Annotated in this window: 10 protein-coding genes; 5 read left to right on the top strand and 5 right to left on the bottom strand. The window is 42.3% G+C overall.

What is annotated here, in order from left to right; all coding sequences use genetic code 11:
* Positions 1 to 16: 16 nt before the first annotated feature.
* Positions 17 to 2,773: a [protein-PII] uridylyltransferase gene (glnD, locus tag B4K26_RS03000; RefSeq protein ID WP_296243458.1), complete on the bottom strand. Its 2,757-nt coding sequence runs from the start codon at positions 2,771 to 2,773 to the stop codon at positions 17 to 19.
* Between the two features lie 146 nt (positions 2,774 to 2,919).
* Complete coding sequence (gene map / locus B4K26_RS02995) at positions 2,920 to 3,711, bottom strand: type I methionyl aminopeptidase (protein ID WP_409521392.1); 792 nt, start codon at positions 3,709 to 3,711, stop codon at positions 2,920 to 2,922.
* A 355-nt stretch (positions 3,712 to 4,066) separates the two neighbouring features.
* Between map and B4K26_RS02990 the strand changes: the two genes are divergently transcribed.
* From B4K26_RS02990 to B4K26_RS02970, 5 genes are all read left to right on the top strand, one after another.
* Positions 4,067 to 5,155 carry an esterase/lipase family protein gene (locus tag B4K26_RS02990; protein ID WP_296243456.1) on the top strand — a complete coding sequence of 363 codons (1,089 nt, stop codon included), beginning with the start codon at positions 4,067 to 4,069 and terminating at the stop codon, positions 5,153 to 5,155.
* A gap of 155 nt (positions 5,156 to 5,310) precedes the next feature.
* Positions 5,311 to 6,417: a lipase secretion chaperone gene (locus tag B4K26_RS02985; protein ID WP_296243455.1), complete on the top strand. Its 1,107-nt coding sequence runs from the start codon at positions 5,311 to 5,313 to the stop codon at positions 6,415 to 6,417.
* Between the two features lie 262 nt (positions 6,418 to 6,679).
* Positions 6,680 to 7,168, top strand: a complete 489-nt coding sequence (locus B4K26_RS02980) for an META domain-containing protein (RefSeq protein ID WP_296243454.1) — start codon at positions 6,680 to 6,682, stop codon at positions 7,166 to 7,168.
* A 237-nt stretch (positions 7,169 to 7,405) separates the two neighbouring features.
* On the top strand, positions 7,406 to 8,413 hold the full coding sequence (locus B4K26_RS02975; protein ID WP_296243453.1) for a Xaa-Pro aminopeptidase: 1,008 nt from the start codon (positions 7,406 to 7,408) through the stop codon (positions 8,411 to 8,413).
* 62 nt (positions 8,414 to 8,475) lie between these two features.
* A complete protein-coding gene (locus B4K26_RS02970; RefSeq protein WP_296243479.1) occupies positions 8,476 to 8,589 on the top strand; it encodes a DUF2256 domain-containing protein in 114 nt (37 codons plus the stop codon).
* 72 nt (positions 8,590 to 8,661) lie between these two features.
* On the opposite strand, the gene B4K26_RS02965 is transcribed toward B4K26_RS02970, so the two are convergent.
* The 3 genes from B4K26_RS02965 to metH form a co-directional block, all read right to left on the bottom strand.
* A complete protein-coding gene (locus B4K26_RS02965; protein WP_296243452.1) occupies positions 8,662 to 10,152 on the bottom strand; it encodes a hypothetical protein in 1,491 nt (496 codons plus the stop codon).
* 434 nt (positions 10,153 to 10,586) lie between these two features.
* On the bottom strand, positions 10,587 to 11,516 hold the full coding sequence (locus B4K26_RS02960; protein ID WP_296243451.1) for a bile acid:sodium symporter family protein: 930 nt from the start codon (positions 11,514 to 11,516) through the stop codon (positions 10,587 to 10,589).
* A gap of 201 nt (positions 11,517 to 11,717) precedes the next feature.
* The gene (gene metH / locus B4K26_RS02955; protein ID WP_409521391.1) at positions 11,718 to 15,557 is read right to left on the bottom strand and encodes a methionine synthase; all 3,840 of its coding nucleotides are present in this window, start codon (positions 15,555 to 15,557) and stop codon (positions 11,718 to 11,720) included.
* Positions 15,558 to 16,075: the final 518 nt, after the last annotated feature.

The raw sequence follows: 16,075 nt of genomic DNA, 5'->3' as shown, positions 1-16,075 counted from the left end.
TTTAATGCTAAAACGTCTACGCCTCATTGCGAATGCTAAGGCTTGCTATCAAGGCTACTTTTAATGTCTCAAGTTTATCTGCCGATAATGCTTGATCGTTTTGATCACTGATATAGAACATATCTTCTGCGCGCTCACCTAACGTGGTGATTCGGGCGGCATGTACCTCAATCTTTTGCTGTAAAAACACTTGTCCAACGCGCGCAAGTAATCCTGGTTGATCAAGCGTCTCTAAACTCATAATATGCTGATTTGACGCCTCGTTAAACTCAAAATTAATCGTTGTAGCGACATCAAAATGTCGAAGCTGGCGCGGAATTTTTCGCTGTATCAATTTAGGAACGGTTGGGTTTTTAAAGGCATCAATCAAGCGTTGCTTGAGTTCTTGTTGGCTGTCCATATCGACCAGTAGTGTGCCGCTACGATCGAGCAACACGTAAGAATCCAAGGCAAAATCACGGGTTGCGGTAATAATGCGCGCATCCAAAACATCTAAATTCATCTGATCAAAGACAGCCATGGTTACCGCAAATAAATTGACTTGATCTTGAGTATAAATAAACACCTGCACTGCATCAAGCGCCAGCTCGCGATGCTCACGTAAAACCACCAGCGGTGTACTCGTAGCATCAGAAGCGCGTCCGATGGGCGGATGGTTCAAGATAGCTTCGGTATGCCATAAGATATCTTCTGCAATCTCGCGCAAAAAATACTCATCACCCAAATCATCCCAAAGTCTTAAAACCTCTTCGCGATTCATATGTTGATTGTCAACATTATCAAGCATTGCCAGCGCTTGTTTACGCGTGACGCTAATCATGTCTTGGCGGTTGGTCGGCGCATCAATATCAGCACGCAAGATACGCCGCGTTTGTGAGTATAACTGTTTCATGAGCGTCGCGCGCCAGCTGTTCCAAAGCTGAGGATTGGTGGCATTCATATCAGCAACCGTCAGTACGTACAGATGGTTTAGATGGGTGACATTTCCGACTAAATCGGCAAATAGCGTCACAACTTCTGGGTCCGAGATATCCTTTTTCTGCGCTGTCATCGACATCAGCAAGTGATAGCGGGTCAGCCAGCCAACCAAATGCGCGTCCGCTGTGCTCATACCATGGGCAAGACAAAACTCAATGGCTTCCGTTTCGCCAAGCTGACTATGATTGCCGCCGCGACCTTTAGCAATATCATGGAACATCGCTGCCAGAACTAAAATCTCTTTGCGCTCGATACGCTGAAAGATAGAGCTGACCAGTGGAAAATCTTTATAAAAACGCGGATCGGTAAAGCGGTGCAAAATTCGAATCAAAAATAATGTATGCGCATCGACAGTATAACGATGAAATAAATCGTACTGCATGAGTCCTGTTACTTGCGCAAAAGCTGGGATGTAGTTGCCCAAAACACCGTAGCGGTTCATGGTACGCAGACGATGAAATAAGTAATTCTGCTCTTTTAAATTGGCTAAGAACAGCGCTTGATGGGTTGGGTTTTCTCTATAAACTTGATCGATACCGCGCGCGGCAATTTTTAGCGCTCGCAGGGTATGAGTGCGGACATTTTTAATGCCATATTGACCCATCAGCAAAAACATCTCTAAAACCGACTCAGGGTGCTGGGCAAAGACACGATGATGCGATATCGCAATTTGTTCGCCGACTTGATTGAAGCGGGCGTTAATCGGATGTTTCTTTGGCCGTTCTTCATCCGGTAATTGCGGCTCGATAATGGTTTCGTAATAATGATTGGTCAGCATTTCAGACAGTGTCGATATCTGCATCGCACAACGATAATAATCGCGCATGAAGCGCTCGACCGCCGCATTTGGCTGGTCGTCAGGCTGCGTCTCATAACCCATCATTTGCGCAATCTCACGCTGATAGTCAAACAACAGCTTGTTTTCATTGCGTCCGGTCAGCTCATGTAGATAGTGACGGATTTGCCATAAATAGCCTTCGGCAAAATTCAGCTCATCGAACTCTTTTTCAGTTAAAAAATTTTGCTGCACCAAATCATAAAGCTTACCAACGCGAAAATAGCGCTTGGTCACCCAGCCAATAATATGAATATCACGCAGACCACCGGGCGCCGTTTTGATGTTAGGCTCAAGGTTATATTCGGTGGCATTGTGCTGCAAATAGCGCGCTTTTGCTTCAGCGATTTTTACGTCGAAAAAATCACGTGGCGACCACTGCGTATTGACAATTTTGTGTGGCACATCTTGCAGCGCCTCATTGCCGATTAATAGCCGCGATTCTAATAAAGCACTAGCAATCGTGTGATCCTGCGCCGCCTCCAAGCATTCGCTGACGCTGCGCACCGATAGAGCAGGCTCAAGTCCAATATCCCATAATAGCGCCACTAAGTTATCGATTTTCTCTCTGTTATCAGCCTGAATGTCGTTTGGCGTTAGCAGTAAAATGTCTACGTCTGAATATAATGACAGCTCGCCGCGACCATAGCCGCCAGTCGCAAATAACGCCAAGTCTGTTTTATCAAGCTCAAACCATTTAAACAAGGCAATGAGTAAATCGTCGATGACGCAGGCACGCGCCGCCACCAATTGACGAATGTTGACGCCGCGTTCGAGCTCACGGCTGATATCGTCATTGATTTGGATCAGCCATTCAGCAATACTATGCTCAAAAATACCGTGTTCAAAAATACTGTGCTCGGAAATTTCTGGCGTTGTCACGTTATTGGTTGCAGTGCTATGGCCTGATAATACAGGCATGGGCGTCAAATCAATGGTGGCAACATCGCAAGTAAACATGAAGGATATCCGATTAAGAAGTTGTAAATGGAGGAGCTAAAAAAATGGGTAAGGGCAAATATCACAATAAAAATCAAAAAATAGCACAGCCAATATGCCTGAATTATCAGACAAAAAAAAGACCGCCTAAGCGATCTTTTTACGTATTACTGGGTTAAAAAACTTAAGTCTTCTTCGGGGCGCGTGGTAAAGACTTCACAGCCATTGTCCGTCACCACCATGGTATGTTCCCACTGCGCTGACAGCTTGCGGTCTTTGGTGATTGCTGTCCATTCATCCGGTAGAATCTTAGTTTGCCACGTACCTTGGTTAATCATCGGTTCAATGGTAAAAGTCATCCCCGTTTTTAGCTCAAAACCCGTGCCTTTTTTACCATAATGCATCACTTGTGGTTCGTGATGGAATTCGTTGCTGATACCGTGACCACAAAACTCGCGCACAATACTAAAACGCTCAGGTTCGACCACTTCTTGGATAGCAGCGCCAATATCACCCAAGCGAGCGCCATTTTTGACCACACTCATTCCCGCATAAAGCGCATCTTGTGCCACTTTGCAGATACGCTGCGCCATGATAGAGCCATTGCCGACGATCCACATTTTTGAAGTGTCACCATAATAACCATCCTTAATAACAGTGACATCAATATTGATGATATCGCCATCTTTTAGCAGTTTATTGTCGGTTGGAATGCCGTGGCACACCACGTGGTTGACTGAGGTGCAGATAGATTTTGGAAAGCCGTTATAGTTAAGAGGGGCAGGAATCGCGTCTTGCACGTTAACAATATAGTCATGAGCAATTTGGTTTAATGCTTCGGTACTGACACCCACTTTAACATGCTCATCAAGCATGACAAGGACATCACTGGCCAGTTTACCAGCGACGCGCATTTTTTCTATGGCTTCAGGAGATTGGATAAGGGATTTTTTAGTCATCATAATCTTACTTATTTTTATAAAATTTAGAGACTAATTATAGCATAAACCTATGGCTTACTGCTTAAATTCACGTTATTGAATATTTCAATCGTTTTGATATTACATATTTTTATAGCGGTCGTCGTGCTTGAGTTGACTATTCCAAATTGACTGTATAGTCACAAGAATAAAAGGAATAAATTAAAGAATCAGTTGAATATTACAGAATATATAAGTATCGTAATTTTGTTTGCTAAAAGGATTAGCAACGGTTTTTAGCGCTTATTGCAGGATGCAATCGCTAAGTTCTGTATATAAGTTATATTAGGTAAACCTTTAAAAACCTTATTTTCACGATAACAAGGATGTTGTTATGAGCCGAAAATCTTATCTTCGCGCGGCAGTCACGCCAAGCGTATTTCTGCCTACTCTAGGTACTATCGGAGTCGGCGTTGTCATGATGGTAATGCAAACGACTTCTGCCCAAGCGGCGGGTCAATACTATAATTGTGCCAATCCGACTGGTTGTAAACTGGTCAGTAGCAAATCTTGGACTTCCAAGCATACCGATACCAAATATCCTATTGTTATGGCCCATGGTCTTGGCGGATTTACCAAGGCTTTCGGGTTGATGGATTATTTTTATGGTATTCCTGAAACTTTGATGAGTGGCGGCAGTCAGGTCTATACGACCAAGACCTCCTCAGTGAATAATAGTGAGTTTCGCGGTGAGCAATTACTGCAACAAGTCAAAACCATCAGTGCCATCTCCGGCAGTCCCAAAGTTAATTTACTTGGACATAGCCAAGGCGGAATTGATATTCGATATGTGGCTGGAGTAGCGCCAGAATATGTGGCATCAGTCACGGCCATTTCCAGTCCTGAGCAGGGCTCAAAAATGGGCGATTGGGTCATCAAACAAGTGGTTGAAGGCAGCGCGAATGACGGCTATGGAGAAGGCGAGTTTAATGTGGGCTCGCAGATTGCTCTGGGTTTCTTTAAGTTTGTCGGTGGCTTTATGGATATCAGCGCCGGTATCAGCTTTAAAGACTTACAACAGCAAGATGGTTGGAAAGCAGTCCAAGCATTATCGACCGATTATGCCGCTACATTTAATGCTAAATTTCCAGCAGCAATGCCGACTAGCTACTGTGGTCAGCCGGTAAATACCGAAGTCAACGGTATCAAATATTATTCTTTTAGCGGTATTGGTCAGGTCACCAATGGTCTTGATCCCAGTGATTATATGCTTGCGTTGACCGGAACAACGTTTGACGGAGATCCCAATGATGGCTTGGTATCGGCCTGCTCAAGCCGACTCGGCTACGTAGTTCGTGATAACTACCGCATGAATCATTTAGATTCGGCCAATCAGGTACTGGGTTTAACCGCATGGGGACAGCCCGATCCAAAAACCTTGTACCGTGACCAAGTCAACCGCCTCAAAAAAGCCAATCTATAAAGTGCCTCGTAAAAATAGCATAAGCCTGCTATTGCCTTGAGTGCGTCTGGTTTATAGGGCGTTTGGTCTATATAGAAACAGGGTCAATAGCGTTGGCCCTATTTTTTATCACAAGAATGTCTATAGACCAATTTATTACAGAAGATATTTTTATTATGTCCAATAATCGCCGTTCACTATTTTTGCCCATTATCATCATTGTAATAGTCGTTTTAGTAGGCGTAATTATTTGGTGGTTTAAACCTAATAGTAGCAAAGCTACTTCTGAGGCAGGTTCTACAGTGCTGAACAGTCAATCTCGCACTGACTCGATAGACGAGGCGAATCCTAGTAACGACATGACCACCTTATCCACGCAAAATGCTTCTCAATTTAAGACAGGCCTTGAGAATATGCCGCGCTCCTTGCAAGGGACGGATGTCGATGGGGAGATTATTATTGACGAAAATAAGCAATTGGTCGTCACTGAAGGTTTACGGCGCTTATTTGATTATTTTTTATCAGCGCTAGGTGAGGATGATGAAGCGATTATTTATGCTCGTGTGGAGAGCTATATTCGCAGTCATACGCCAGAGCCTGCGGCAAGCCAAGCGATGACGGTATTTGACCAGTACATCGCCTACCTCAAAGCCATTCCTGCCATAGAAAGCCGTTATGGCAATTTACAATTGCAAGCGACCAAAAATGGCGAGCTGGACTTAAACACAGTAGCACAGCAGCAACAGGATGTGGCTAAATTACGACAACAGCATTTTGATAAAGCAACTATCGTTGCATTCTTTGGCGCTGCAGATGAATATGATAATTACAGTATGGAGATGATAAGAATTCACCAAAATCAGCAGCTGTCTGATAGCCAAAAACAAGCAGCAACGCAAGATTATATTAGCCGAATGCCGGACAATGAAATTAAGGCTAATATTGCCCAACAAGCCAATTTAGCAGAGTTGATGAGTCGTACAGAGCAGATGAAGCAACAAGGGGCCAGTGCAGAGGAGTTATTTACAATGCGGCGAGAGCTGGTCGGCGCACCAGCGGCAACGCGGCTTGCACAAATGGATGAGGACGATGCCAGCTTTGCTCAACGCTTTAAGCAGTATCAATCACAAAAACAGCACTTATTGAGTCAAAGCACCGATAAAACTCAAGCCCAAACTCAAATCAAGCAAATTGAGCAGCAACTATTTAATGAGGCTGAGCGTAAACGTTTGACGGGATATGCGGCTTTACAACAACAAAAAGCCAAAATGCCAAATGAGTAAGAGCCAGGTATTACCAGGTAATACTTTCGTTAACAAGCTATATTAGCAAAAAAGACGTAAATTAGAACAAATCTTGCTGTAATTGACACTAAATCTATAATGACAGTCAGCTATGCTTTGTACATAATGGCGGCATTGTTTAAGTTAATGAATAATTTAAGTTAATGAATAAAACAATAAAATAACCACAATAAAGATTAAACTTTAAAATAGCAGATAATGTCTGTTTTTTATTTTAAAGTTCACCCTTCTAGGAGTTTATATGAAAAACATGACTAAAATGATGATGGCTGCAACCCTTGCTGTAGGGACATTGGCTGCTGGTTGTCAGACTTCGCCCACTGTCACTTCACCAGTAACTCAGCCGCTAACATCTAATATGCTACAAGCGTATGATTGGCAGCTTGTTGATGCTACGCGTACTAATGGTCAAAAAGTTACCCAGTTATTCTTTGATCCTGCCAAGCCTTTGACACTAAAATTCTTTAAAGATAACGGTAATGACCGTGTTGCTTTCGTCAATACTTGTAATAACATGGGTTCTGACTATAAGGTTGTGAATGGTAACCTGCAGTTGGGTAACGTTCTATCTACTATGATGGCATGCCCTGAGCCACAAGCAAGTTTCGATACTGCAACGATGGCAACTGTTCAAGGTAAATATAGCATCAGTAAAAATGCTAACAATACGCCTATCTTGACTATTACAAACAGTAATCAAGTTGCTCACTTTAAAGCAGTAGCTAAATAATAGAGTCGGTTAGACGTATTTTGGTCGGATAACTATAAGTTCAGAATATTATAATTAAAGTGCCTCACTCAGCAGTGGGGCATTTTTTTGTCTAAAAAATGTAGCAATGTAAGCTACACTGACAGCATTGATTTTTCTCATTACTTTTATTGCATTTAACGCTTATATATTTCATACCCGGCCACAGGTATTTACTCACTAAAATAAAATGGCTCAAGGTTATTTAAGGATTTTCCTATGTTAAGAACAGTTCTGTCAAAGTCAACTAGTGATAGTTATGTAATCAGCGGTACGATGCCTATTATTATGCTCTTAGCGCTGACTCCATTAACGGGCTGTCAAACTACGACCATGTCAAATAGTCCTTCCAAAGCACCGATAACGATGAATATGAGTAATCCGCTTACCATGGGAATGCCAACGATAGATCGTCAGGGTTATATCGCTTATGTAGAAGCGCAAGGGGTTGGCGCCGCTAAAATTTCGACACTGTATCGTATCCGACCTGATGGCAGTGATCGCCAATTGATTGATAAGCTAAATGGTTACATCTATGCGCCAGCGTGGTCGGCCGACGGTCAAATGCTTGCTTATAGCAAACAAGAAGCACGAATGCACCCAAAAATTTATATTTATGATGTTAAAAGTAACAGCCACAATTTGGTCGTCAATGCGGAAGGTAGTAACTTATCGCCCTCATTTTCACCCGATAGCAAAAAGCTACTATATAGTTCAACCGTTGGTGGCAATGCTGATATTTATGAGATGAATTTAAGCGATGGTAGTACCAAGCAGCTCACGACTTTACCAAGTACCGAAGTTCAGCCAAGTTATGCGAGCGATGGGCAAAGTTTCGTTTATACCAGTGATAAGGTCCGTGCTGGGCGACCCAGTATTTATCGTTATAACTTTGCGACCGGTCATGCTGCCCTGATATCGACGGGCGGCTATGCAGCAAGTCCACAGTTGAGTCTAGATGCTCAAAAACTGGCGTATTTAAATGGTCGAAAAGCAGCGGTGATGATGCTCAATAGCGGTAAAGTCATTAATCTGGCAGACACGGGACTTGATGAACCAGCAAGACTTTCTCCTTCTGGACAGTATGCAGTTTATCCGACACGGACTTCTCAAATAAGTAATCAAGAGGGCAGCAGTTTGGTTGTCCATTCATTATCTGGTAACACAAGCTACGTGATTAGCAGTAAAACGGGGGGAGTTGTGCGCTCACCGATTTGGGGTCGTTAAAAATTTTTTAATCTAAAGGTAATAAATATCATGGCGCACAAGAAAAAGAATGTCCGCAAAAAATCTGTCCCGTTTGCCAAAAGCCGTTTGCTTGGCGTAAGAAGTGGGAAAAGGATTGGGAGCAAGTGATTTATTGCTCTGAGCGTTGTCGGCGGAGGAAAATAAAGAACGACTAGCCCAAAATTAAAAAATTCAGCCGATATCAATGTATCAGCTGAATTCTATTTTTTATCCTACATTCTTAGTAACTATTGACGTTTAAAATTTAATGTTTCATCGCTGTCAATCATGCCATTTGAGTTTTCATCAAAGTCGAGCGTCAGTATATTATTTGATACTCGAACATATCTATTAATAGGATCTGATAATCCAGACTCACCATTATCATCATAACGTTGGCTAGTAGTTAATAATCCTAAGTTATTAATAGAATAATCTCCCCATTCCATGCCACTAAATGGACTACCTGCAACGAAAGGCGGTTTTTCATCAACTTCTAGTTGCACATAAGTGCCATTTTCAAAGAAGATCAATTTTAATAACTCATGATCAGTTTCTTTGTAGTCCCAAATTCCTAAGAGGTTTTCAGATTTTGCTTTTGAGAATGTATAATACTCCTTACTGTCTATCACACCATTATCGTTTTCGTCAACACCAAGGGTGAGGGTATTATTAACTACTTTAACCGTTCTTAAAATATTATCTGATAGTCCAGAGGTGTCATTACCATCGTAAGTTTGACTCGTTATTAGTGTACTGTTTTTACCTAAAGAGTATTTACCCCACTCCATACCGTTACCTGGCTCACTTAAAGACCGATCTTCATCTACTTGCATTTGAAGATAAGTACCATCCTCTAAAAAAGCTAGAGTGGATAGTTCATTATTCGCTGGGGTAGCTTCCCAAAGTCCTAAAATGTCTTTTGGGTCGATCTCATCATCAGGTTTGACATCAACAATCGCTCTTGAAAAATCAAAATTCTCATCAACATCGATAATACCGTTCTGATTTTCATCTACTTCAATAGTAAGCGTATTATCGTCAGATACTCGAGCGTAACGTGTCCGTGGTTCTGATAATCCGTTAATACCGTTATCATCGAACAGTTGACTGGTTTCTAATAATCCAGTACTACTATCAATCGTGTAATTACCCCATTCCAAACCATTTTCTGGATTGTTTAATGATTTTTCTTCATCAACTTGAACATGGAAATAAGTACCGTTTTCAAAGAAGGCCACCGACTCTAGATTTTCGTCTGTTTCTTCTCCTCTCCAATAACCTACCATTCCTTTTTGTTGAGTTTGCGAGAATTTATATATTTCATTACTGTCTATGACACCATTGTTATTCTCATCTACTTCTAAGATAAGCTTGCCATTAGCTACCTTCGCATAACGAGCAATAGAGTCTGACAATCCAGCGTTACCATTTTTGTCAAAAACAATCTTCGTAGTCAGTTCGCCTGTCTTGCTATTAATATTGTATTTTCCCCATTCCATACCGTTGTCAGGATTGTTCATTGGATTATCACTGACTTGAACCTGAACATAAGACCCATCATCTAAAAAAGCGATTGCTGATAAATCACTATCGACATCATCACTACTCCATAAGCCAACGATTTTAGTATTGATGTCTGGCTGCGAAGGCGGCTGATAGGAATCGGAATCATCATTACATCCTTGTAAGAGCAGAGAAGTAGTGATGGCTAATAATGCTAATTTGAATGATTTCATTTTTATCTCTCCTTGAATAAAAAATGTAAAAGCTTACTTATTTTAAAAGCGACGTCTTTGTCCCTCCTTTGCGTTATTAATATTTATTATTTAGAATATGTAAATGTATTTTTATGAATATAACAAATATTTTTATGTAATCCAACTGGAAAAGATCATTATTTTCAGGCGAATAAATGAAAAAAAGAAATAAAACTTGAGGTTTTAGAAAATCGGCTAAAAGTGAGGTTATAAATGGGATTAAGAACTACTAGGTTCTTAGTCAATTGAAAATAATTATGAGATTTTATTGATGAGGAGTGGTAAGTAAAGATAAAGCAAGAATTAATAGATAGATGACGGAACAATAACATACCGCCACCTTTTCAAGCTCAATATATAAGAAGATATGAAGAGGGAGCGGTAATTTAGATTCACAATTTAAAAGGCCTGGCCTAATGAGCATCTTTTTTAGCAAAGATATTTGCCACGAGCGCCCCGCTAAAGTTGTGCCACACACTAAATATCGCACTAGGTAAAGCAGCAACAGGGTTAAAATAAGTTGCTGCAAGGGCAGCACCTAGTCCTGAGTTTTGCATACCCACTTCAACCATAATAGCTCGGCGTTGCTTCTCAGTAAAACCGGCCAAGCGAGCAATTAAATATCCTAATGTATAACCCATCATATTGTGCAAGGCTACTACGATAAATACGATAACACCACTATCCAGAATAGTCGCTTTAGAAACTGCGACAACGGCAGCTATGATAATTGAGATACCCAATACTGAAATCATAGGCAATATGTCGATAGCAAACTCAATCTTCTTACCTAAAAATCTATGGAAAATAACACCCAATAATATCGGTAAGATAACTATTTTAGTAATCGTCATCATCATACTGACCAAATCAATATCAATGAGCTGACCGGCAAATACATCTAATAAAATTGGTGTTAAAAAAGGGGCAAGCAAAGTAGATATAGAAGTGATAGCAACACTTAGCGCCACATCGCCTTTGGCTAAGAAGGTAATTACATTGCTGGACGTACCACCGGGACAACAGCCGACTAAAATAACCCCAACTGCTATTAAGGGGTCAAGGTTGAAAACTATCGTCAAGAAATAGGCAATTAATGGCATTAAGGTAAATTGGGCTATCAAACCTATTAATACGGGCTTGGGTCGTTTTATGATTTCTACAAAGTCTTCAGTTTTTAGAGTCATGCCCATGCCAAACATGATGATACCTAATATGGGAACAATCAAAAAAGCCAATGATGCAAATAATTCAGGAAAAATAAATCCTAAGACGGCGCTAACCAATGCCCAAATTGCAAAAGTTTTGCCAATCCAACTGGAAATTAGGGCAATCTGATTCATAACCTTTCTCAACATAATAAAGTAGGTGATAATTTATCATGTATGCCATTATAAAATGATAAAAGTATTTTGTTATCAAGCTAGCGATAAGTTTGCTTAAATAGAGCTTGTTATTATTTTATAAAAAAATGGCGTCCTTATATTAAATAAGCACGCCAAAAATCTTCATAAGACATCTACGGGTCAGATGATTTCAAAACCCTACAAATTCGGATTTAACCACTTCTCAGCAGTCTTCGTATCCCAACCCTTACGTTCCGCATAGCTCTCTAACTGATCGGTACTGATTTTACCGACGTTAAAGTAGACGCTGTCTGGGTGTGAATAATAAAATCCACTGACGGAGGACGCCGGCCACATGGCATAGCTTTCGGTCAGTTTAGTGCCGATAGCATCGCCCGTACCAATCCATTCGAACAGCTTGCCTTTTTCGGTATGCTCAGGACAGGCAGGGTAGCCAGGAGCAGGGCGGATACCGACGTATTTTTCTTTAATCATCTCATCATTAGTGAGGCTTTCTTCAGCCTGATAGCCCCAGTACTCTTTACGTATCAGCTCATGCAAATGCTCGGCAAAGGCTTCGGCTAAGCGGTCAGACAAGGCTTGGGTCATGATGGCATTATAGTCGTCGCCAGCTGCTTTGTACTGTTCAACAAGCGCCTCTGTTCCAACAATCGAAACCGTAAAACCACCCAGATAATCGGTATGAGTTTCTGATGGCGAAATGAAGTCTGCTAAGCTAAAGTTTGGTTTACCACTTGCTTTGTCACTTTGTTGACGTAAATGCTCAAATTGGTATTCAGCTTTGCCGCCATCAGTGGGTGCTTTATCATAGACAGTGACGGTATCCGCACCCGTACGACGGGCTGGCATGAGTTTAAACACACCTTTGGCGACGATTAATTTTTCATCGATCATTTTTTGCATTAATTCACTGGCATTATCGAACAAATCACGCGCTGCTTCACCAACCACGTCATCTTGCAAGATTTTTGGGTATTTACCCGCGAGCCCCCAAGAGATAAAGAATGGCGTCCAATCGATATAGGGCAGTATGTTAGTGATGGGATAATCATCGAGTATAACTTGACCTAGTTTATTTGGCACTGGCGGTACGTAGTTGTCCCAATCGTACTGAAAACCAAGTTCAATGGAGTCAGCATAAGAGATTTTGGCCGCTTTTGGCTGACGTTTAGCAAGGCGCTCACGTACTTTGATGTACTCTTCACGCGTCTCATCAATAAGACCTTGGCGGTGCTCTTTTGATAGCAGTTTGGTCACGATTCCCACTGAGCGTGAAGCGTCCGAGACGTAAATAACGGCATCATTTTGATATTGTGGCTCAACTTTGACTGCCGTATGCGCTTTAGAGGTCGTCGCGCCGCCAATCATCAAGGGCAACGTCATGCCGCGCTCTTGCATTTGTTTGGCGACATAGACCATTTCATCAAGGCTAGGAGTAATCAGACCTGACAGCCCGATGATATCGACTTCTTCTTTTATCGCGGTATCAAGGATTTTTTCACACGGCACCATCACGCCAAGATCGAGGATTTCATAGCCGTTACAGCCAAGGACCACGCCGACGATGTTTTTACCGATATCATGGACGTCACCTTTGACCGTCGCCATAAGGATTTTGCCTTTCTTTTCACCCTCGACTTTTTCCGCTTCGATGTATGGGTTGAGCCAAGCGACCGACTGTTTCATCACGCGGGCAGATTTTACCACTTGCGGTAAGAACATTTTACCGGCACCAAATAAGTCGCCGACAATGTTCATTCCGTCCATGAGTGGCCCTTCGATGACCTCTAGCGGTTTGGGGTATTTCTCCCACGCTTCTTTGGTATCAGCATCAATAAAGGTGGTGATACCTTTTACCAATGCATGGGCAATACGCTCCTCGACGGTGCCTTCGCGCCAGCTCATATCGACGGAGCTGTCTTTTTTCTTACCGCCGTCTTGATAGCTCTCGGCGATGGTCATTAGACGTTCGGTTGCTTCTTGACCGCTTTCGCCTTGGTTGCGGTTCAGCATCACATCTTCGATGGCATTGCGCGCCTCGATAGGGATATCGTCATACACTTCAAGCATGGCTGGATTGACGATTCCCATGGTTAAGCCATTTTGAATCGCATGATAAAGGAAGACGGAGTTGATGGCTTCACGAATCGGGTTGCCACGGAAACTAAACGAGACATTAGAGACGCCGCCCGATACCATGGCATTGGGCAAGTTGTCGGTAATCCATTTGGTGGCGTTGATAAAATCTGCGCCGTAGTTATTGTGCTCAGTGATACCCGTAGCAACCGCAAAGATATTCGGGTCAAAGATAATATCTTCAGAAGGGAAGCCGACTTTATTAACTAAAACATCATAGCTGCGCTGACAAATCTCAGTTTTGCGCTCAAAGGTATCCGCTTGCCCGTCTTCATCGAACGCCATGACGATAATCGCCGCACCATAGCGCATACATAATTTGGCACGCTCGATAAACTCGGCTTCACCTTCTTTTAATGAGATAGAGTTGACGACACATTTGCCTTGGGTGCGTTTAAGCCCTTCTTCGATAATGTCCCATTTTGATGAGTCGAGCATTAATGGCACACGGCTGATATCTGGCTCGCCCGAGACTAAGTTGACAAAGTGAATCATCGCTTGCTTGGAGTCAAGCATCCCTTCGTCCATATTAATATCAACGATTTGAGCGCCGCCTTCGACTTGGTCACGAGCGACATCGAGCGCCTCGGTATAGGCTTCGGTTTTGATTAATCGTAGGAATTTTTTTGAGCCAGTGACATTGGTTCGCTCGCCAACGTTGACAAATAAACTCTCAGGCGTAATGGTAAATGGCTCAAGTCCTGATAAGCGACAAGCAGGTGCAATCTCAGGAACGACGCGCGGTGGATAATTGGCGACCATATTAGCGATTTGGCGAATGTGCTCAGGCGTGGTGCCACAACAGCCGCCGACAATGTTTAAAATACCTGCTTTGGCAAATCCTTCAAGCAGGGCAGCGGTTTCTTCAGCGGTTTCATCATATTCGCCGAATTCATTGGGCAAACCGGCATTTGGATGCGCTGAGACATACGTATCGGCGATATTTGATAGCGTTTGAATATGCGGACGCAGCGCATCAGCGCCCAAGGCACAGTTAAAACCAACCGATAAGGGCTTAGCATGGCGAATCGAGTTATAAAATGCTTCTGCGGTTTGACCTGATAAGGTGCGACCTGACGCATCAGTAATCGTCCCTGAAATCATGATTGGTAATTCAAAACCGATATCGTCAAACACACCGGTTACGGCAAAGATAGCGGCTTTAGCATTGAGCGTATCAAAAATCGTCTCAATTAATAGGATATCAACGCCGCCTTCTATCAGTGCTAGCGTTGCCTCACGGTAATTCAGCACTAGCTCATCAAAGGTAATATTACGGAATGCAGGATCATTTACATCAGGAGACAGTGAGCACGTTCGCGATGTTGGACCGATAACCCCAGCGACGAATCGAGGTTTTTCAGGGTTCTTCGCAGTGTATTTATCCGCTGCTGCGCGAGCAATTTTAGCAGCCGTTTTATTGAGCTCAGGCACCAGATACTGCATATCATAATCGGCCATCGAAAGGCGCGTACCATTAAAACTGTTAGTCTCAATGATATCGGCACCTGCCTCAAGGTGAGCGCTATGAATCTCTTTAATCATCTGCGGCTGCGTAAGGACGAGCAAATCATTATTGCCGCGAACATCTTGCTTAATATCCGCAAAACGCTCTCCACGATAATCGGCTTCCTCTAACTTAAAGGTCTGAATATGGGTTCCCATCGCGCCATCTAACATCATAATCCGCGACGCCATCTGCTCGGTGATACGAGCGCGTGCGGTCAGCTGCTGAGCTTTATAAGGAAAGACATCAGGCGGCGTCAAAATAAAGTTACTAGCCGTGCTTGATACATTGGCTGCATTAGAATTAGCATCGGTATTGGCGACACCAGAATGATTATGAGAACAGGTCGGCGGAGTGATGGTGTTTTGAGTCATAGGAGTGCTGCTTATAGAGTCTAGATGATAAGAAGAAGGAGAAATAAAAGTCGTTCGAAGTTTTAAAGCCTTCGCTTTGTAAGAGGCTGGGGTGTGAACGTCATACCTATAATAAAATAGCGGCTTAAAAACCAATAAGCAAATCTGGATTATTCTAGCATGAAATACCTATAATTCGCGGGATTGTACTTATTCCGCTTTAGCAAGACGATGGTAACTATAGGGCTTAAATGCATGAGAAATTAAGTGGTTTTATTATCTGTTTTGACGTTAAAAATACTGTCAAAGTATCAAATACTATTGCATGACGCTACTGGTAACAAATGAATATCATTTTTCTCAAGGATTACATAAAGCTTTGATTCTGTTTCTATTATTGAGATGGAATAGCACCTAAACGTGAATAGATATTCTTACCGTTTTACAAAGCAGACAGAGTTTACACGTAAGCTACAAAAATTAGCGTAAACATGAATTTATAAATCTCTAACATATGTTAATTTAATTTTAGAAAGATT

Source organism: Psychrobacter sp. UBA6766 (genome assembly GCF_002453355.1).
In the GTDB taxonomy this organism is placed as follows: domain Bacteria; phylum Pseudomonadota; class Gammaproteobacteria; order Pseudomonadales; family Moraxellaceae; genus Psychrobacter.
The sequence above is the reverse complement of the archived record's forward strand: the minus strand, read 5'-3'. Positions and strand labels throughout refer to the sequence as shown.

Excerpts from the sequence above, each read along its gene's own strand:
- glnD (WP_296243458.1), bottom strand. The coding sequence starts at position 2,773 with ATGTTTACTTGCGATGTTGCCACCATTGATTTGACGCCCATGCCTGTA.
- B4K26_RS02990 (WP_296243456.1), top strand. The coding sequence starts at position 4,067 with ATGAGCCGAAAATCTTATCTTCGCGCGGCAGTCACGCCAAGCGTATTT.
- metH (WP_409521391.1), bottom strand. The coding sequence starts at position 15,557 with ATGACTCAAAACACCATCACTCCGCCGACCTGTTCTCATAATCATTCT.
- B4K26_RS02965 (WP_296243452.1), bottom strand. The coding sequence starts at position 10,152 with ATGAAATCATTCAAATTAGCATTATTAGCCATCACTACTTCTCTGCTC.
- B4K26_RS02980 (WP_296243454.1), top strand. The coding sequence starts at position 6,680 with ATGAAAAACATGACTAAAATGATGATGGCTGCAACCCTTGCTGTAGGG.
- B4K26_RS02985 (WP_296243455.1), top strand. The coding sequence starts at position 5,311 with ATGTCCAATAATCGCCGTTCACTATTTTTGCCCATTATCATCATTGTA.
- map (WP_409521392.1), bottom strand. The coding sequence starts at position 3,711 with ATGACTAAAAAATCCCTTATCCAATCTCCTGAAGCCATAGAAAAAATG.
- B4K26_RS02960 (WP_296243451.1), bottom strand. The coding sequence starts at position 11,516 with ATGAATCAGATTGCCCTAATTTCCAGTTGGATTGGCAAAACTTTTGCA.
- B4K26_RS02975 (WP_296243453.1), top strand. The coding sequence starts at position 7,406 with ATGTTAAGAACAGTTCTGTCAAAGTCAACTAGTGATAGTTATGTAATC.